Raw genomic sequence first — 20635 nt, 5'->3', positions numbered from 1 at the left:
ACGCTATGAATAGAGAATATTAAAAGTCAGAATGTATGATCAATCAATTGTTTCGAATTGCGTTCAGAAAACTCAAGTCAGGCTATTCTGTAATTAATGTACTGGGGCTGACAATCAGTCTGAGCTTTGCATGTTTGCTGGCACTGTGGATTATGCACGATACCCGTACCGACCGGTTTCATCCCGGTTCGGAGAATATTTTTCTGGTGGGATCAGAATTTAAGTACTCGTCAGAGACTGTAAAAGGACCCTCAACTCCCGGCCCTTTGGCTGATGCCTTGAAAGCGGAAAATCCGGAGATACAACAGACTACCCGGTTTGTGAAAGTTCCGATGCCTTTAACGGTTAAAGTAGGCGATCAGGTTTTTATTGAATCATCAATAGCCAGTATCGACAGTACTTTTTTTGAGCTTTTCGGATTTAAGCTGGTACAAGGAAGCCCCTCGTCGGTGCTTAGACAATCCCGGGAGATCATTCTAAGTGAAAGAATGGCCAGGAAGTATTTCGGAAACGAAAACCCAATGGGAAAGAGTTTGCTTGTTATGGGGGAAATGCCGTTAACCGTGTGTGGAGTTTTTGAGGACCTGCCCGATAATACGCAGTTCGAGTTCGATATGGCTTTTCCGTACGATGTTTTGAAAACTGTTAATCCGTATGCGGAGCAATGGAACGCTTCGGGAACCAATACCTGGGTGAAGTTGAATCCGGGAGTGGATGCAAAAGCTTTCAGCGAAAAGATTAAGAATACAATTAATAATCACACCTCAAATAATAACCAGGATATTCACCTGATCGGGATCAATGATTTTTACTACGATCAGTCATATGCTCCGGGTTATACGAAGAAAGGGAACTTTCAGTATGTGAGACTGCTTTTTGCTGTTACACTCTTCATTTTATTGATTGCTGCGGTAAATTTTGTGAACCTGAATACAGCCATGGCAAGCCAGCGATTTAAAGAAATCGGCCTTAAAAAAGTGCTTGGTTCTGACCATCGCAGTGTTGCATTGCAGTTTTTGGGCGAGTCATTTGCGGTGGCACTTATCGCCACAATAGCATCCTGGGGACTGACCATTGTACTGTTGCCGATCATGGAATCGGTAGTTGGCTTTAATATGGGGCTTGGGCAGTTTTTTAGTGACCTCATTTCTGTGAGTTTGATTTTGACTGTAATTATGGGAGTGATTGGAGGCGCATACCCGTCCTTCTTTCTTGCATCGAAACCTATTGTTGCGGTGTTCAAAGACCCGACGAAAAATCTACCGGGCCGATTTTCTCTTGAAAAGGCACTGGTTGTTGTTCAATTTTCGATTGCTATCTTTCTGATTGCCGGGACTCTGCTCATTTCGAAACAAATGAGTTTTCTGAAACAGAAAGATTTGGGCTTCGACAAGGCACAGGTAGCATTGATCAAAACGAATCCCGAGTTGTCGGGAATGTTTTCGATGTTTAAAAGTGAAATGAAGCAGTCGGGGCTTATCGAAAATGTATCGTGCATCGATTTGTTTCCGTCTTACCTTGATAACTGGACTTCTTCGATCGATTGGGAGGGCAAAGATGCCACAACAAAAGTGTCCATTGCCGGGAATTGGGTTGATCCTTCATTTCTTGAAACAATGGGGATCGGTTTGCTTGCAGGGCGCGATTTTCTCCCCGATAGCAAAGCTGATCGCCAGACAGGATTCATCATCAACAAAAAAGCGCAGGAGTTGATGAACGTGAAAGATGCAGCCGGAAAATCATTTTCGTATCAAGGACGAAAGGGAATCATTATTGGAGTAATGGACGATGCTCAATTTCAGTCGCTTCATACCACGTGTAGTCCCCGGGTACTAACGCTGGTTGAGTCTCCGGCTGAATATCCGCAGATTTTCGCGGGAGGAACTGTAATTGTTCGCATAGCAAAAGGAAAAACCACCGAGGCCAGGCAAATACTTGAGAAATGGTTTGCAGAGCATCATATCGCAGCTCCTTTGGAGCTTCATTTTCTTGATCAGGAATACGCGGCAATGTATGTACGCGAAACCCGGATGAGCCGTATTTTTTCGATCTTTTCCTTGTTGTGCATTCTGATCTCCTGCATGGGGGTTTTTATCCTGAATGCATTTTACGCGCTAAAAAAGTCGAAAGAGATAGCGGTACGCCGGATCAATGGAGCACAAATAAGTTCAGTATTTGTCGGGATGGTAGAATATCTGCTTCGCTGGGTGGCGGTAGCATTGGTGATATCGGTTTTGCCTTCTTATTTTTTGTTGCACAAATGGCTCGAAAACTTTGCCTACAAAACAACTCTCAGCTGGTGGATATTTGCGCTGGCTGGTGTGCTGGCTTTAGGAATTGCACTGTTAACTGTGAGTTGGCAGAGTTGGCAGGCGGCTACACGGAATCCGGTGGAGGCGTTGAGGTATGAGTAATAAGCTTAAACATTAGCAGGAATCAAAACAAGTAGAGAATTATGATTCGATTTAAAATAAAACTGGCCATCAGGAACTTCTTAAAAAATACCTTGTATTCATCGTTGATTATTGGCGGATTTGCCATTGGGTTTACGGCGTGTATTCTTATCGGGCTGTTTTACAATGCCGAACACAATGTGAATACGCATTTTGCCAACTACCCAAATGTATTCCGGGTGTTCGATGCCAAAAAAGGACGCTCGGGGCTCGATTATAAACTAAATACAGCACTTTCTGAAAACTACCCGGATATTGAAGCTACCTGCCCGATGGGACTTTCCTATTATCCTATCACCTTAAAAGATCCCGAAACAAAAAATTATAGCCGGCTTCAATACGTGGTTTCCACAAACAACCGCTTTTTCGATGTTTTTTCGGTAGAAATTTTGTCGAGCCTGGAAGAAGAAGCCTTTTCGCAAATTAACTCGGCAGTGATAAGTGAATCGGTGGCAAAAAAGCTTTTTGGCGATAAAAATCCGCTGGGACGGACAGTAAAAGAAGAATTTTTTACGGCCACTGTAACGGCTGTTATGAAAGACTTGCCTCGCAATTCCAGCTTTCGGGCCGAGCTGCTTTTAAACAGCGACAACAAAGAATTTCAGATGGCCCAGGAATGCAACAACGGGGAGTGTATTTATCCTGCAGAGCATTTTGTGTTGCTAAAAAACGGAGTCAACTCCGATTTATTTGCGGAGAAACTAAACCAGACCATCGGGCAATTCAATGCATCAACCGATAGCCTGGCTCTGCAAAATCTGGCCGATATTTATCTTTCTGACTTAGAACTTGGATGGAGCGATGCGCATACGAAAGGCAACACAAAAATGCTGATCGTTTTTCTCTCGATTGCCATATTGATCATCCTGCTTTCCAGTATTAATTACCTCAATTATACAGTTTCCGTGCAATATGCGAAACTGAAGGAAATCGGCATCAACAAAACCAACGGGGCTGGGAAAATGCATCTTCTGATGGATTCGCTGATCGAAGTTTCGTTCGGAATTTTTATTGCCCTGGCAATTTCCGTGATGCTGGCTTCCGTTCTTCTGCCTTTCTCTCCGCTGCTTTTTGGAAGGAATATTTACCTGGCAGATGTTAACTTTCGCCAACTGTTGCCTGTATTTGCAGGCACAATCGCCGGGATTATTTTACTGAACAGCCTGGCTCCCCTCTATGTTCTGTCGCGGTTCAACATCACCGACTTCCTTTTGGGAGGCCGGAAACGCACCGGTAAACAACTGGCCAAGCAAGCCATGCTTACCTTTCAGCTTACCGTTTCCATTGCCCTGATTGCAGTTGTGATGCTTATCTTTAAACAGCTTCAGTATGTAAAACATTACGACCTTGGTTTTGCGGACGAGCATCTTGTAAGGATTGAACTGCCCTTCTTGTTTGAGCGGCCTGAAGCACTGAAAAACGAGGTAACGAAGCTTCCGTTTGTTGCAGGCAGTACATTGAGCAATGGATATCCCGGGCATATTAACATGTCGATGGGAAGCCGTGTGGAAGGAGACGAGTTTATGGTGAACTGCGTGTATGTTTCGGATGATTTCCTTGAAACATTTGGCGTTCAGCTGCTTAATGGACGGGATTTTATGGCGGGCGATAAAAACGGTGCTTGCATGATGAATGAAGCTGCTGTAAAACGATTTGGCTGGGAAACCATTCAGGATAAAAAATACAATAACGGCCGCGATGGTGGCTACAATGTGGTGGGCGAGGTGAATAATTTCCATGTTGAATCGCTGCATTCGGGAATGACGCCGGTGGCGCTTATTTATGAACCTGAGCGAGGGTTTAACACGCTTTCGCTGCGGTTAACTCCCGGCAATGTGGGACGGCAAATGGATGACGTGCGGAATGTCTGGAAAACCATGTTGCCAGATGATCCCATGGAATTTACTTTTTACGATAGCCAGTTTCAGGCGATGTATGCAAAAGAAGACAAACTGGCAAAATCCATTACCTTCTTCTCGCTTATTGCCATTGTACTCACCTGCATGGGCATTCTCGGGCAGATTTTTCTGATTAGCCTGAACCGCACCAAAGAAATAGGCATCCGCAAAGTCAATGGTGCTAAAATCTCGGAAATACTTACGATGCTCAATAAAGACTTTGTAAAGTGGGTGGCTATTGCTTTTGTGCTGGCCACGCCTGTTGCTTATTTCGCCATGAATAAATGGCTCGAAAACTTTGCTTACAAAACAACTCTCAGCTGGTGGATCTTTGCGCTGGCCGGTGTGCTGGCTTTAGGAATTGCACTGTTAACTGTTAGTTGGCAGAGTTGGCGTGCGGCTACGCGGAATCCGGTTGAGGCGTTGCGGTATGAATAGAGTCGTGAACTATGATTAAGCTGATGAAATGAATACTATGATTAAAACAAAAAATGCAGATAATGAGCATCGACGAAAAGTATAAGTATTCGGCATTGACGTCAAAGATAATTGGTTGTGCGATGGAGGTTCACAAGCAATTGGGGAATGGTTTTCAGGAGGTGATTTACCAGCGGGCACTCGCGATCGAATTCTCTTTACAAGGCATTGCGTTTGAGCGGGAATTTGAAATGCCCATTTTTTACAAAGGAGAGCAGATTGGAACAAGGCGGGTAGACTTTTTTGTTGAAGAAACAGTGATGGTCGAGATAAAGGCTCTTATTTCGTTGGAAGATGTGCATTTGGCACAGGCAATCAACTATTTGGAGGCTTACAATATGGAAGTTGGACTATTGATAAACTTTGGGAGCAAAAGTTTGGAATTTAAGCGAGTAATGAACAAGAAGAATCAAAGTCTGTCATGAAATCAAACGAATCAAAGTTCCGGACAATTGGCGTGCTGCAACCCGGAATCCGGTTGAGGCGTTGCGGTATGAGTAACCTTTCTCCTTTAAGCCCTGAAATGGCTTAAAACAGAACAGCTGTTAGTAGCTTTTGAATTAACATGTTAAAAAGATAAACCATAAAAACTTAGCAATGAGAAACCATTCGATAAAGGCATTTTTGAAATTTCTAAGTAAAAATAAACTGTATGGATTTGTAACCATATTGGGGTTTGCCATATCGCTAACTTTTGTATTGTTACTTAGTGTGTACATTAAGCAGGAGTTATCGGTTGATCAGTTTCACAAAAATAAAGACCGGATATACAGGCTGTACCGCGAGAAGAGTGCGCAGTTTAGCGCTCCGACGGGTGAGTTTGTAAAGAATCAAAACCCGGAAGTGGAAGCCTATACCCGAATTTCAATCATGAATGGCAGTGTTGTTTTTCCTGAAGGCAAGCAGTTGCGGATAAATTACCTGTTGGCAGATTCGTCGTTTTTCACCATGTTTTCTTTTCGTTTGCTGGAAGGAGATCCCAAAACAGTTCTTGAAACCAAGGATAAAGCCGTGCTTTCGGAATCGTTTGCCAAAAAGGTTTTTGGATCGCAAAACCCGGTTGGGCAAACGTTTACACTTCAGAATAAACCATTTATTGTTTCGGGTATTATCGAAGATGTGTCGCAAAAAACCACGTTCGAAAAGTTCGACGTTATCGTGTCTTTTGATAAACTGGCTGAATTTTGGAACTACCCGGAATTATTGACAAGCAATAACAACAGTTCATTCAGTATTTATTTTTTGGCAAAAGCAGGCACCGATCTTCCCTCAAAAGCCCCGGTTGTATTTGAGCAGTTTAAAAAAGACTACTGGATGTACAAGGAAGGTTTTGCAAAAGAGTTAAAATTTGAACCACTAACGGAAGTTTATTTCAGCAATTCAGGCGGAGGGGGGACAATCCGGCAAAACAGTAAAACAACCGTTTTTCTGTTTGGAGGAGTTGCCTTGCTTATTCTGGTGATTGCCATTATCAATTACATTAACCTTACGGTTGCGCAATCGGGTACCCGGAGCAAAGAAATAGCCATAAAAAAACTCATTGGCAGTTCCAAAGGTGCCCTGGTTTTTCAACAAATATCTGAGTCGGTTTTTCTAAGTTTTTTCTCGGCCATTGTAGCCTGTTTACTGGCTTTGCTGGTTGAGCCGTTTTTTAACCGGCAAATGGATACCAACCTGAATTTAATCCAGCAGTTCAGTAATAACTTTTTACTGGTTTCATTGCTGATAATCGTATTGACCGGTTTTGTTTCCGGAATTGTACCGGCACTGGTTGTGAACCGGTTTAACCCGGTAGAAGTGGTAAAGGGAAGTTTTACCTTTAAAAGTCGCACCCGTTATTCAAAAATATTAATTGCCTTTCAATACATAGTTGCCATTGTGTTGCTGGTGAGTACTTTGGTTATTACCAAGCAGTCGGATTTTATGCAAAACTACAACATGAAGTTCGCGACTGATAATCTGTTTTGGATGGACAATACCATCGAAGCCGGGCAGAAAGCCGCTTTCAGGGCCGGGTTAAAGTCGATCCCCGGAGTTGAAGAAGTTTCCTATTGCCGGGGGATGCCCATTGATGGCGGGAATAATCAATCGTTTACTTTTGAAGATAAACCTTTTAGTTTTCAGGAATTTTATGGCGACAGTTTATACCTGAAGATTTTTGGATTCGAAATAGAAAGTACTCAAAATGCCTATTCAAAAAACGGTGTGTGGATCAACCGGACTACCGTAAATACAATGCATTTAGGGGATAATCCGGCAACAGTTAAATTTTATGATGCTGATTTACCGGTACTCGGAATAGTTGAAGATTTCAATTTTCGTTCGTTACACACAAAGGTAGGACCAGCCATTATCCGGCAGCTTGATGATACCGCGAGCCCCTGGAGTATTGTAGTGAAACTGAATAGTGCCAACCTTGTTGAAACGGTGCGCCGGATAAAAGAAACACAGGCTGAATTCACCGGAGGAAAGCCTATGGAATCGGGCTTTATTGATTCGGAAGTAGATCAGTGGTATACCGCTGAAGTAAGGCGTTCAAAACTGATAGGCGCGTTCTCCGTACTTTCCATTATTATTTCGTCGATGGGTATTTTTGCCATGTCGTTATACTACATTCAGCAAAAGATCAAAGAAATAGGAGTACGCAAGGTTAACGGTGCCAAAGTATCCGAAATTCTGGCCATGCTTAACAAAGACTTTGTGAAATGGGTAGCCATTGCTTTTGTGATTGCCTGTCCGATTGCATATTACGCCATGCACAAATGGCTCGAAAATTTTGCCTACAAAACAACTCTCAGCTGGTGGATATTTGCCCTGGCAGGTTTGATGGCGCTCGGTATTGCCTTATTAACCGTTAGCTGGCAAAGTTGGCGTGCGGCAACCCGGAATCCGGTGGAAGCGTTGCGGTATGAGTAGTCTTTAATTCACCCCAAACCCCTAAAAGGGACTTAGGTTAGGTGGTTAATATGGAACATGGTATGAAAATGATATAGAAATGACAATAGACGACAAAGTATCAATGTTTTATGGTGCCAAAGCTCATATTTTCGAAAAAGCAAAGTTTCTACGAAAAAATATGACGAAAGCAGAAATGTTGCTATGGGAGCGTTTAAAAGGGAAAAAAGTGTTGGGGTTACGTTTTCGTCCACAGCATCCAATTGACATATTTGTCGCAGATTTTTATTGTCATCCTGTAAAATTGGTAATTGAAGTTGATGGTGGAATCCATAAATCAAAAGAGCAAAACGAATACGACATAGGAAGAACTGGAGAATTGAATTATTGGGGAATTGAAGTTATTCGGTTTACGAATGAAGAAATTGAGGAAAACATATACAAAGTAATAGAAATAATAAAACAGAAATGTTTGATACGCCAATCGGAGATACGAACAAGTCCCCTAAAGGGAATTTAGGGGTAAAAAGTAGCTGGCAAAACTGGCGGGCAGCAACCCGCAATCCCGTCGAAGCTCTCCGATACGAATAGGGAGAAAAAAGCTTCTGACCTCTCGTTGATGGAGGAGTAAGACATATTAATTAGTTTAATACTGATTTTGATTATACAATAAAAACCGATGAAACAACTGATCTTAATTTTGGCGTTTATTTGCTGGGGATTTCCTGGTGAAGCTCAGCAACTAATGCCGGTTTGTAAAAACGTTGGAAAGACAAAAATTGAAGTAGACCCTCGTATGGAATTGTTGTGCGTTGTGCAGAATATTGCCGGTTATCCCTATTTGAACCGGGAGTTTGAATACAGCAACGAAGTAATGCAGTTTTTTGAAAAGGATTCAGTAGCAGAAACTGTTCGCCTTACCAGGTATTTGATGAAAGAACACGGTTTTGTACAGGATGCCCCGCTCGATTTGATTTTGCGTTTATCCGAAGTACCTGAATTAGAACAAACACATCCTTTTACTCCCCGAACAGTTGAACGCGCAGGCAGTGAGGAGAACCTGGAGAAATATCGTCTTGCTCTGATGCAATTTGCATCCGACAACAATTTCGCTGAGTTTTGGAAGGATCATTTGTCTTATTATGAAAGAATGGTGGAATACACAGCCAATGATCTGGAGGGCTACGATCCTGTTACCACAATAAATGCCTATTACAACGAATCGAAAAAAAGCTATACGGTTGTTTTATCGCCCATGTTGTACGGCGGTTACGGGATGCGCGTAAGCGATCAGCAAAACAACATGGATATTTTCGGGTGTTTAAGTGCGGATAAAATAAAAGAGGGAATTCCGTATTACAGCAAAGACGGTTTGTCGAATTACCTGTACCACGAGTTCAGTCATTCCTTTATCAATCCGCTAACCGACAATCACCTGCCGGTGGTTGAGGCGACTTCAGCTTTGTTTAGCCCGATTGAAAAAGAAATGAGCGCGATAAGTTACGGACGATGGATCACCTGTATCAACGAACACATTGTAAGGGCTGCTCATATCTGCATGCTTTATTCGATGGGAGAGAAAATAGCTGCTGAAGATCTTTTGGAAATGGAAAAATCGCGTCGTTTTGTTTACATCGAACCAATTCTGAAAAAATTAAAACAGTTTGAGCAGGAGCGGGATACAAAGAATAGTACGTTCACTCAATTCTATCCTGAGCTGATGGCTGTTTTTGACTCACTTTCCCGTTCAAACAACGAAGACCTGATCAATCCTGTTTTTACTGGCCCTATTCAGGAGGTGTTGGGCAAGCGGGATATTGCAATCATTTATCCGACGAGTGGAGCGGATGCGTCTGGCTTGCAAAGTGTTTTTGACTACACATCAAGGATATGTAAAATGAAAGGAGAACTCGCCGTTTTGTATCCTGATACAACGGCTTTAAAAACAGATCTTTCGAATAAATGGATCATGGCTTACGGCACAATGGAGAGTAACTTGTATTTGAAAACGCATCGTACTTTATTTCCCTTTCAAATTGAGGCCGATACGATCTATACCGATCAAAAATTTGTGGGCGAAAATTTGCGTTTGATTACCTGCGTTCCAAATCCGCAAAATAGCCGTCGCGGAATGCTGATCAATACCGCGATTCGCAACCAGAACCTAAAAGGAGTAATGATTCAGGAAAAAGCAGATTACCTGGTTTTTGAAGATATAGACAAACTTCTTCAGGTGGGTTCGTACGTGAAAAATAAAGAACAGTGGGAGTTCCCTGCCAATTAAAACAATAACGAAGGAGAATATGGCCAGAGTGGAAGATTTTGTTCCGATTGGTTTCAGAATAAAGGGAGAACCGCAAAAGAGGTAGGTATCCGGTGCTGATTAAGAGAAACGGGCTCAAAGCCTCTTTAAGGGATTTAGGGGTTAAAACCAGTGGAAGGTTGGTTGTCACAAAGGAACTTTAGACCATATTTTAGAATAAACTTTTAAAACCTAAAAATTATGATCGGCTATAATCTGAAAATGATGCTTCGTAAAATGGTGAAAGAACCTCTTTTCACCTTAGTCACAATTTTAGGGCTGGTGATTGGTATTACTTCGTTTCTGATGCTGTTTTTGTATGTGGCCAACGAAAAAAGCTACGATAAACATTTTGCGAACTATCAAAATATCTACCGGGTGATTTCTGTTCCGGAAGGAACCGGCGATCCCTGGGCGCGAAGCATGGGGATAGTAGGCGAAGCTGTCCGAAATATCCCGGAAGTGGAACAGTCGACACAATTTTCGCACTGCCCGGTAGGTAACATAAAAATAGGGGAAGATGCTTTTCAGCAAAACGATATTTTGGCCGTAGATGACGGCTTTACAAAAATGTTTGAGGTAAAGTGCCTGATCGGTGACTTGGCAGATATCAATCGACCGAACGTTGCTTTTGTTTCAGAAAGCTTTGCTCAAAAGTATTTTAAGGGCGTGAACCCGGTGGGGAAAACGATCGATGTTCAGGCGCTTCAATATATACGCGACCTGGGAGAATACGAGATCAGGGGAGTGGTAAAAGATACGCACCCCAAAACACACTTTAACTATGAAATACTGCTATCTCAGAAAGGAAGTCTCGCAGAGCGCTTTACTTTGTTGCCCCATCGTAAAATTCAGTGGGTGTACAATTATGTCACTTTGAAAGAGGGGGCATCTCCGCAGAAAGTGGCCGAAGAAGTTCTTGCGTTTTTCGATGCCAGTGAACTCAAACAAACGCGTGGACCCAAAGACTACAGTTTCAGTTTGACGCCATTGCAGCATATTCATCTGAAATCGGATTACCGCTTTGAGTTAAAGGAAAACTCCAGTAAAATCAACATCGGACTTTTTATGACCGTCTCGTTTGTTATTCTGTTGGTTTCGATGCTGAATTTTATCAACCTGACAGTTGCACGACTGATAAAACGATCCAAAGAACTGGGCCTGAAACGAACCGCGGGGGCTGCAAAAAGCCAGTTGACGGGACAGGTGTTGGCCGAAGTTTTTTTGTTTAGTAGTGCCGGAATTGTTCTGTCTCTTTTGATGGCTGAGGGTTTAAAACCCTTCATCAACAAGTGGTTCGAAATTGAGTTTGATATTTACTACTCCGAACCTGTTGTAATCCTCAGTGTTATGGGGGTGCTGCTTGTTTGTTTGGTGCTGGCCGCCGTTTTTGTGGGCTTTTTTCTCATCGGAAAATCATCGCCCACCACTTTAATGCAACAAAACGCCCGGTATTCCGAAAGTTTTGTATTAAAAGCGTTATTGGTGGGGCAGATCACTGTGGTAATCGTCTTGCTCTCTTCCTCTTTCCTGGTAAATAAACAGATGAATTTTATTCAGCAGAAACCTCTTGGATTTGATAAAGAAAATGTAGTGGTTCTTCAGATAAAAGATCTGGCTAAAGACCCGTCGGTATTTGCTGCTGAGTTAAAGAAACAGAGTCAGATACAGTCGGTGGGGTTTACCGCCCAGCATTTTGGTTACCCGGCTCAAAGCCATAACCTCGAAGGTTTTGGAATTGACGGTACAGCTGAATTTGTTTTTGCCAACTACGACTATTTGAAGACCATGCACATTCAACTGTTGGAAAACTGGATCAATACCTCGGCAGATACAGTTGAAGGACTGATCGTTAACGAACATCTTTACAGACGCTTGATGGAACGCCACGGAAGCATGGAGGCGCTAAATACCTACACGCATAGCCAGGAGCTGGAGCCCGATCAGACCCGGGTTGAGATTGTGGGTGTGGCCAAAGATTTTAATTACAGCTCGGCACACGAGGCCATTGGCGATTTTATGTTTTTGCTAGGCGAATCAAACACTCGCGCACGTTTTACGCACGTTCGTTTAAACAAGGGCGACATAAAAGAAGCGATGACTGCTATTCGTAAAGTATGGAATAACTACTATCCCGGGCAGGAGTTTACCTACTTTTTTCTGGATGAAAATATTGCCAGTCAGTACAAGGCCGAAGTTATTCTGGGACGGATTTTGTCAACCTTCTCGCTTCTCGGGATCCTGATCAGCATGATCGGGTTGAGCGCGCTTTCACTGTACATCTCGCAGCAACGAACCAAGGAAATTGGAGTGCGAAAAGTAAACGGAGCGAAAGTTTCGGAAGTACTGGCACTTTTGAACAAAGACTTTGTCAAATGGGTGGTCATTTCATTTCTGATCGCTACTCCTCTGGCCTGGTATGCCATGCACCTTTGGCTCGAAAATTTTGCATACAAAACCAACCTAAGCTGGTGGATTTTTGCGCTCGCAGGGTTACTGGCTTTGGGAATTGCCTTGTTAACCGTTAGCTGGCAAAGCTGGCGGACAGCAACACGAAATCCGGTGGAAGCTCTCCGCTACGAATAGAGGAAAGTGAATTTCATATTCGTTTTTCTATTGGGTATTAATTGGAGTGTTACTGGTCAACAAGCACGAGAGAGTTACTCTCCATGCTTTTTTGGAAATTCAGAACAAAAATTGAACGACAAAAATTTATACAGTTCCTGTCCATAATTAGTACAATAAGAAGGAAAGAATCTTTTTATTAGTCTGATTTTATGTAAAGTAATAAAAGGGCATTATTTTTGAACTAAGGCTTTAGTTGAAAAATAAAATTATACCTTCTATGAACTTAATGGATCTAAAACTCGCTTTTCGAAACATTCAGAAAAACAAAACAGAATCCGGAATCAGTATTCTGGGTTTGGGAATTGGACTGGGATGCATAATGATTTTAGGAGTATTGTTTATTCACGAACATTCATTCGATAAGTTTATTCCCAAGCATCAGTCAGCTTATCGGCTGCTTGATGAAACAGACCCGCGGCTGCCTTATCCCATGGCTCCCGCGCTTAAAAACAATATACCAGAGATCGCCGATTTTTTCAGGTTTTACCAAACAAGCAATGTTAAGATAAAGACCGTGGATAACCGGATTATCGCAGAAGACTTTTTTGCATTTGCTGATGCTAATATGTATTCACGCATGGGGATCGGGTTCAGATACGGAGTTCCCGCAGTGTCGAATGCTGAGATTGCTCTTTCGGAAGATATGGCCGAAAAATATTTTGGGTCAAGAAATGCGCTTGGATCAACTCTATTGCTAAAACTACAAGATGAATTTCGGACGCTGACTGTTTGCGGCGTTTACAACAATTTTCCAGGTAATTCTACGCTTCGGCCTGAATTTGTGGGAAACATCGATCTTTCAGAAGAGGTTTTTGGCCTTTCTCAACGTATGTTCGGCGACTATCGTTCCAATCAAGACGATTACCGTAACTGGGACAATCGCTCTTTTTACGTTTATCTTTTTTTACAACCCAATGCCGATCCCGAAGTGCTTGGTGCAAAAATCAAGGGGCACATGGTATCGCTGGATACTGAAAAGTACAAAGACAAAACTTACCGGCTTCAGCCCGTTGCCGATATTTATCTGGAGTCAGCCGGCTTGTCGGGAAATCTTTACAGCCGGGCAGGAAACGCAAACGAACTAAAATACTACATGGCCATTGCTTTTGCCATTTTACTGATAGCCATTACCAATTATGTTTTTCTTACAAAAGCAAAAATCCTGAACCGGCTTACCGAAATGGGAGCTAAAAAAGCCTTGGGAGCATCTAATGCAACCATTCAAAAACAGGTGTTACTCGAATCAAACCTGGTTTCTTTTTTAAGTCTGCTGCCAGCTGCCATTGTGGTAATCGTGGGTATTCCGTTTGTAAATTCAACACTTGGCAAAACAGTGGGGAGCGAAGTTTTTAGTCTATGGCAAACCTGGGCGGTTCTTGCTGTCCTTCTTTTTCTCACCGGAACTATTTCCGGAATATCAATTGGCAGTTCTGTGTCGCGAACATCAGTGGTGGTTTTACTAAAGGGAAAACTAAATCGCAGTCCCGGAAAATACAGCTTGAGCCACTCGTTTCTAAGTTTTCATTTTGCCATCTTCATCATTCTCATTGTAAGTGTCTTCACCTTCAAAAAGCAGATCAATTACGGATTGACCAATTTTAAAGCCATCGATCCAACGAATATTCTGATTTGCGAGCTGAATACACCGGAATTGCAGAAACAAATTAGGATGCTGCAAAATGAGCTGGATAAAAATCCGAATGTGGTAAAAACTGCCGGCTCGTCTTTTATCCCACCTTTTGATTCGTTTCTTCCGGTGAACCTGCGTACAGAAGACGAAAGTGTTCGTTTTGACGGGCTGATAATGGGACAGGGGATGATCGATCTGCTGGGCATGGAATGGATAGACGGGGAATGTTTTGGCGAGTTTCAGGCAGATAACCGGACCAATATTATCATTAACGAATCGGCTGCTTTGCAGTACAAATTAAAAGCAGGGGATTTGCTCAATGGTTTTACCATACGTGGAATTGTGAAGGATTTTAGCGCACATTCCATTCACTCGCTGATTCAGCCAATGGTGATTTTGCAACAGCACCCTGAGAAAATGAGCTTGCTGGCTATAAAAACCAATGGATTACACGATGCTGAAATCATTGGCGAAACGGAACATCTTATCCGGCATATTTCGCCCGAGTCCCTTGTCAGCATCCGTTATTTAACCGACCAGATCAACCAGTTTTACACCGGTGAACAAAACCAGGCAAAGCTGATCACCGGTTTTTCATTTCTTGCCATCGTTTTGGCTGTTATGGGATTGTTTGGTATTGTGTTGATTACGATCTCCAAACGCACCAAGGAAATTGGAATCCGAAAAGTAAACGGAGCCCGCGCAACCGAAGTTATTGAGATGTTGAATAGGGATTTTCTGAAGTGGGTATTTGTGGCGCTTGTACTGGCCACGCCTGTAGCCTGGTATGCCATGCACCTTTGGCTCGAAAATTTTGCATACAAAACCGAACTAAGCTGGTGGATTTTTGTGCTCGCCGGGTTACTGGCTTTGGGAATTGCCTTGTTAACCGTTAGCTGGCAAAGCTGGCGGACAGCAACACGGAATCCGGTGGAAGCTCTCCGCTATGAGTAGAGTCTGGAACTATGATTTAACTGATGAAATGAATACTTTGATTGAAACAAAAATGCCAGGCAATGAAAGTTAGGCTATTGATGAACTTTGGAAGCAAAAACCTGCAATTTAAAAGGGTGATGGACAGCAAACATCAAAGTCTATCATGAAATCATAAAAATCAAAGTTCCGGACCAATGACAGCAGATGGTTTGACAAATAATTATACACGTTTTGTCAAAAAAATGGACACCTTTAAAAACTGTGTCTTTTGTAAGGGGTTGGTAATATGGTTTTTGTAGGAAAGGCACCGCTTTTGATTTAATTTTCCTGGAAAGAATATACCGACAATTTATAGCGCACCGGTCAAAGAAGTCAAAAAGTGCTTTTTTGATAATTTAGGGGTGAATAAAACTAAAAGCAAAAAAAAATATGCTGTTTCAGTTTGTAGTTAGAAATTTTAAAAAGCGGCCGTTTCTGAATTTTATAAAAGTGCTGGGTTTGGCGCTCGGATTAAGTGGCATTCTGTTTATCGCCCTTTTTCTGAAAAACGAACTTACCTATGATGCTTTTCATTCGAAGGCCGACCGTATTTACCGTTTCACGGTGACCAATCCGACGTATTTTGGCAACAATCATTTTGCCCGGGTTTATAACTCGGAGCAAGTACCCGATCTGGCCGATAACTTTTCGGGTATTGAAAATTATGTACGGCTGGCGCCGATGAGGGGAGGCGTGGTGATGCACAACGAACAGTATTACTCCATTAACGAGGCCTTTGTTTGTGACAGCACCTTTTTCGAGGTGTTTGATGCAACGCTGCTGGTGGGTGATAAAAACTCGGTGCTGGAAGAGCCCGGTTCAATGGTGATCACCCGGTCGTTTGCGCAAAAAGTATTTGGAAAGGCCGATCCGGTTGGAAAAACCATTTCGTTGCCCGCCGGACAGTTCTACGCCGATAGAACCGATTTTACGGTAAAAGGCGTAATGAAAGATTTCCCGCAAAACAGCCATTTTCATCCCGAATTGATTACAACTCCTGCGCAGGGCGAAATCACTTGGTGGGCCTTTACATATTTGCTGCTGAAACCCAATGCCAGTCCCGAACCCATTTCTGCCGGTTATGCGGCGTTTTTAGCCAAGGTGAGCGGGCAGAACGAAAACGAAATTAAGTCGACCGCTTTTCTGCAAAACATTACCGACATTCACTTGCACTCGGATAAACTGCGCGAAATAGAGTCCAATGGCAATATGACCAATATTTACGTGTTGGCGATTGCGGCTCTTATTTTATTGCTGATTTCGATGAGTAACTACGCCAGCCTGAACCTCGGGATGTCGGGCTTTAACGCAAATTTTGTGGCGATTAACCGTGTGTTGGGTTCTACTCCCCACATGAACCTGAAGTATTTCTTTGCTGAAAGCCTTTTTATTGTGCTGTCCTCCGTATTCATCGCTTTTCTGCTGGCTGTTCCTGTAAACGCCATAATTTGGAAAAACTTTGGGATGAATCTCTTCCACGGCAATTCAGTGCTGATGGTCGTGGTGGTGGTTCTTTTCAGTGTTCTTGGTGTTTTGGCCGGGCTCCAGCCGATGCTGCGGCAAAGCATCGAAAAAATGTACCGTCCCGACAGGAACCTTTTTCAACGCAACAATATTTCCGTTAGCCGCGGAATTATAATCACCCAATATACCTTTGCCATTGTTTTGATTGTTGCCGTGATTGTGATTGCACGGCAAACCAATTTTGCACTCGACAATTCGATGGGAGCGCAGGACGACAACCTGATCTGTTTTGAATCGGTGCACGCGAGTGTGCAGGAAAAGTTTGAATTGTTTAAAGAAGAACTGCTCAAACATCCGGCGATCGAATCGGTGTCAGCCATGATGGAGCCTCCCGGGGGAGAGGCCAACGATATGTTTGGCTATGAGTTGGAGGGACTGGAACCTTCAGACGATCAGCAGCAAAGCAGGATTGGCGTTTTTCCCTGCGATTATTCGTTTGCTGAAATTTTTAAGCTCGAGTTTCTGGGAGGACAGAATTTCACGGATAACAATGCCGATGTGGAAGGATCGGGTGAATACATTATCAACGAAACGGCCATGCATTTGCTGAAATCGACTTCTGCTGCCGATATTGTTGGTAAAAGTTTCCGGCTGAATTCACCCAATCCGGGTATACAGCTACCTGCCGGAAAAATAACCGGGGTGGTAAAAGACTTTCACCTTTCGAGTATGAAAAAGAAGGTGGGGCCGCTGGTAATGTTTAAGCGCGATAAGCTTTGGCTGCTCAATTTTGTGGTTGCCTACCGGCCCGGCATGCGCGGGGAGGCTTTGGCCGATGTGCAGTCGGTATGGAAAGACCTGTTTCCGGCTTACCCGTTTTCTTACGAGCACGTAGGCGCACTTTACCGGAATGTGTACCGCACAGAATTGTTACAGGCCCGGCTGCTCAGCATTTTTACGATCATTTCCATTTTTATCAGTTCGATGGGATTGCTGGGAATTTCACTGCTGGTAGCACAGCAACGTGTAAAAGAGATCGGTATACGCAAAGTGAACGGTGCACGCGTAAGCGAGATTCTTTCGATGCTGAACCGGAGCTTTGTAAAGTGGGTGATCATTGCGTTTGTAATTGCAACACCGCTTGCCTGGCTGGCGATGGATAAATGGCTCGAAAGTTTTGCCTATAAAACCGGGGTGAGTTGGTGGATTTTTGTGTTGGCAGGGTTGCTGACTTTGGGAATTGCATTGTTAACCGTGTCCGTTCAATCGTGGAAAGCTGCTACCCGAAACCCGGTGGAGGCTTTGCGGTATGAATAAATTGTCTGTACTATGATTTGAATGATGGATTGAAAACTACGACTATTGGGTAAAACAATTAGGGAGAAGGCGAAAATCTTCACGGGAACTTATGAAAACTAAAAAGAAAGCTGATGTTTAGAAATTACATTTTTACGATAATTCGCAATTTTGAGAAAAGCACAAGCATTTCTCTAATAAAAATAGGTGGACTTGCTGTCGCTTTATCGATCGTTTTTCTAATCTATATCTACATTTCTTTTGAAAATAGTTTCGACAATTACCATGAAAAAGGGAAACGCATCTTTAGGGTAGCATATCACATGGATTCGCCACGTTACGGGAAGTTTGATAATGCCCGAACTGGCAATAGTTTAACTGCAATGTTGGAGGAGTCATTTGCCGAAATTGAGAATACTACTCGCATTGCATGGATGGGAAATGTTTCAATTTTACATTGTAACGAACGCATAAAAGAACCAAAGTTTCTTTTCGCCGATCCGGAAATTTTGCAAATGTTTTCATTCGCTATGCTTGCAGGAAATCCAGATGTGGCATTGCATGAAAGTAATTCTGTCGTAATTAGCAGCCGGATTGCCCAAAAATATTTTGGAAACGAAAACCCCTTGGGAAAATTTCTGGATGATAACCACCAATTGATGGTTAGTGGAATTATCGATATCCCGGATAATTCCCATTTTCGTTTTGATATCCTTGCTTCGTATGATGCAATAAACACTTTCTTCCCACATTTTGATGAAAACAATACAGGATTGTTTGATGAAAACATCTATAGCTATATCATGCTTCGGGAAGAAGCAGCCCCTTCAAACACTGAACAGAAGTTGAAACAATTTTCCGAGAAAAATATTCCACTTGGGCCCTATACATCTGTTGAGCTATTTTTAGAACCGCTACAAACAATTCATTTCGAAAGTACCTCGCAAGCCACTATTGGCGAACCTAATTTGTCAAAATTTACAAAGCCGGTTATTGTTTTGTTTAGTATTCTGGGTGTGCTAATCGTTATGATTGCCTGTTTTAACTTTATTAACATTGCTATAGCTCAAATGAGCGAGCGATTTAAAGAAATTGGTGTCAGAAAAATAATTGGGGCTAAACGAAATCAGTTGTTTGCTCAATTTGTATTAGAAAACTGGTTGTATTCATTAACCGCAGTGTTTCTTTCAATTTTGATCGTACAGATATTTCTTCCTTATATAACAACTTTGCTTGGAAGACAAATGCAGATTGATTTTTTTAGATACATTGTTGCAGCATCTTTTGTCCTTCTGCTAGTAACGTCTTCGCAGGAGCTTATCCAGCCTACATTGTAGCCGGAATAAACCCCGTTGATGCAATTAACCGAAAAATAAAAGCGGCAAACGACAAAATATTCAGGTCATTTTTAGTTGTTTCGCAATTTACTGTATCAATAATACTGGTTCTGGTTACTTTCCATATTTCAAGGCAAATCGATCATTTTACAAGTATGGAAATGGGGATGAATACCCATGATTTACTCTTGATAAAATTAGAAACTCAGGAAGCTAATAATAACTATCAGATTCTAAAAAGTGAGTTTGAAAAAATTGCAGGAGTTATTTCTGTAACTGCCTCTTCTAACATACCAGCAGTTTCAGGTACAGGCAGTATAAACCTAGGTATTGGGGAGCGGGAAATTGTACGATATAACTATATTTCAATTGATACTAATTTCCCTGAAACATTTGGTATTGGTATGGTGGATGGAAACTCTTTAACTCGAAATCATGGATCAGGATTTTTACTGAACAAGTCTGCAGTTGAAGAATTAGGACTAAAAAATCCCATTGGAGAGAGCATTACTTTGTACTCAGGTGAAAACGGGAATTTAACTCCCAGTTCAACGGGAGTTGTCGTTGGTGTATTAAACGATTTTTCATATCGCCCCAATTATGACAGTTCCAAAGGAGCAATATTCAACGTTAATCCCGCTGATTTTAATGCAATGTTTGTGCAGATAAGTCCAGCAGACCAGCCGAAAACAATACTTGAACTGGAAAAAACAGGGAAGGACTTATTTGATGATATGCCATTATCAATTCATTATTTGAATGAAGAGATAGAAAATGATTTTTTTATTCAGAAATTATATAAAATAAGGAATCTTATTTTGGTAACATCAATTTTCAGCTTTTTGATTGCGCTTTCCGGACTTTTGGGTATTTCAATTCTTACTATCCGCAAACGTGTTAAAGAAATCGGAATCCGGAAAGTTAACGGGGCATCTTCAGAGAAGGTACTGGTTCTTGTTAACGGAAAACTACTAAAAACAGTACTTGTCTCCGTTTTGATAAGTTTTCCCGTGTCTATCGGTATCGGTCACATTATTAAGAGTAACCAAACAAATGGAATTGCATTATCATTTCTTGATTATAGCATCGTATTTATTACGATAGTTACAATAATTGCTGTGACCGTAAGTTGGCAAAGCTGGCGGGCGGCCACACGAAACCCGGTCGAAGCACTGCGGTATGAATAGGAGCGGGCGAAGATCCTAACTGCCCGTGGATGGAAGCGCAGCGATATGAGTAAACATCCTGGGGAATGATTAAACTGATGAAATGAATACTAC

General features: G+C 42.3%; 11 protein-coding genes. All 11 read left to right on the top strand.

All coding sequences use genetic code 11. The annotated features are described in order from the left end of the window. Positions 1-35: 35 nt before the first annotated feature. The 11 genes from D1614_RS10950 (at position 36) to D1614_RS10900 (ending at position 20542) form a co-directional block, all read left to right on the top strand. Positions 36-2414 (top strand): ABC transporter permease, encoded by a 2379-nt coding sequence (locus D1614_RS10950; RefSeq protein WP_119437973.1) that lies wholly within the window; start codon positions 36-38, stop codon positions 2412-2414. Positions 2415-2455: 41 nt separating this feature from the next. Continuing rightward, entirely contained in the window at positions 2456-4789 is a 2334-nt protein-coding gene (locus D1614_RS10945; protein WP_119437972.1) for an ABC transporter permease, read from the top strand. 62 nt (positions 4790-4851) lie between these two features. Further along, entirely contained in the window at positions 4852-5253 is a 402-nt protein-coding gene (locus tag D1614_RS10940; protein WP_206609985.1) for a GxxExxY protein, read from the top strand. Positions 5254-5425: 172 nt separating this feature from the next. Beyond that, positions 5426-7744, top strand: coding sequence for an FtsX-like permease family protein (locus tag D1614_RS10935; protein WP_119437970.1), 2319 nt, complete (start codon positions 5426-5428; stop codon positions 7742-7744). 79 nt (positions 7745-7823) lie between these two features. Further along, positions 7824-8243: an endonuclease domain-containing protein gene (locus D1614_RS10930; RefSeq protein WP_119437969.1), complete on the top strand. Its 420-nt coding sequence runs from the start codon at positions 7824-7826 to the stop codon at positions 8241-8243. A gap of 159 nt (positions 8244-8402) precedes the next feature. Beyond that, positions 8403-10007: a DUF4932 domain-containing protein gene (locus D1614_RS10925; protein ID WP_119437968.1), complete on the top strand. Its 1605-nt coding sequence runs from the start codon at positions 8403-8405 to the stop codon at positions 10005-10007. A gap of 219 nt (positions 10008-10226) precedes the next feature. Continuing rightward, positions 10227-12611, top strand: a complete 2385-nt coding sequence (locus D1614_RS10920) for an ABC transporter permease (protein ID WP_119437967.1) — start codon at positions 10227-10229, stop codon at positions 12609-12611. 259 nt (positions 12612-12870) lie between these two features. Next, a complete protein-coding gene (locus D1614_RS10915; protein WP_119437966.1) occupies positions 12871-15237 on the top strand; it encodes an ABC transporter permease in 2367 nt (788 codons plus the stop codon). A gap of 411 nt (positions 15238-15648) precedes the next feature. Then, positions 15649-18039, top strand: coding sequence for an ABC transporter permease (locus D1614_RS10910; protein WP_119437965.1), 2391 nt, complete (start codon positions 15649-15651; stop codon positions 18037-18039). A gap of 113 nt (positions 18040-18152) precedes the next feature. Then, positions 18153-19355 (top strand): ABC transporter permease, encoded by a 1203-nt coding sequence (locus tag D1614_RS10905; protein WP_119437964.1) that lies wholly within the window; start codon positions 18153-18155, stop codon positions 19353-19355. A 161-nt stretch (positions 19356-19516) separates the two neighbouring features. Next, positions 19517-20542, top strand: coding sequence for an ABC transporter permease (locus tag D1614_RS10900; RefSeq protein ID WP_162304471.1), 1026 nt, complete (start codon positions 19517-19519; stop codon positions 20540-20542). Positions 20543-20635: the final 93 nt, after the last annotated feature.

The sequence above is a fragment of the Maribellus luteus genome (assembly GCF_003576475.1).
GTDB classification, from domain to species: Bacteria; Bacteroidota; Bacteroidia; order Bacteroidales; family Prolixibacteraceae; genus Draconibacterium; species Draconibacterium luteum.
The sequence above is the reverse complement of the archived record's forward strand: the minus strand, read 5'-3'. Positions and strand labels throughout refer to the sequence as shown.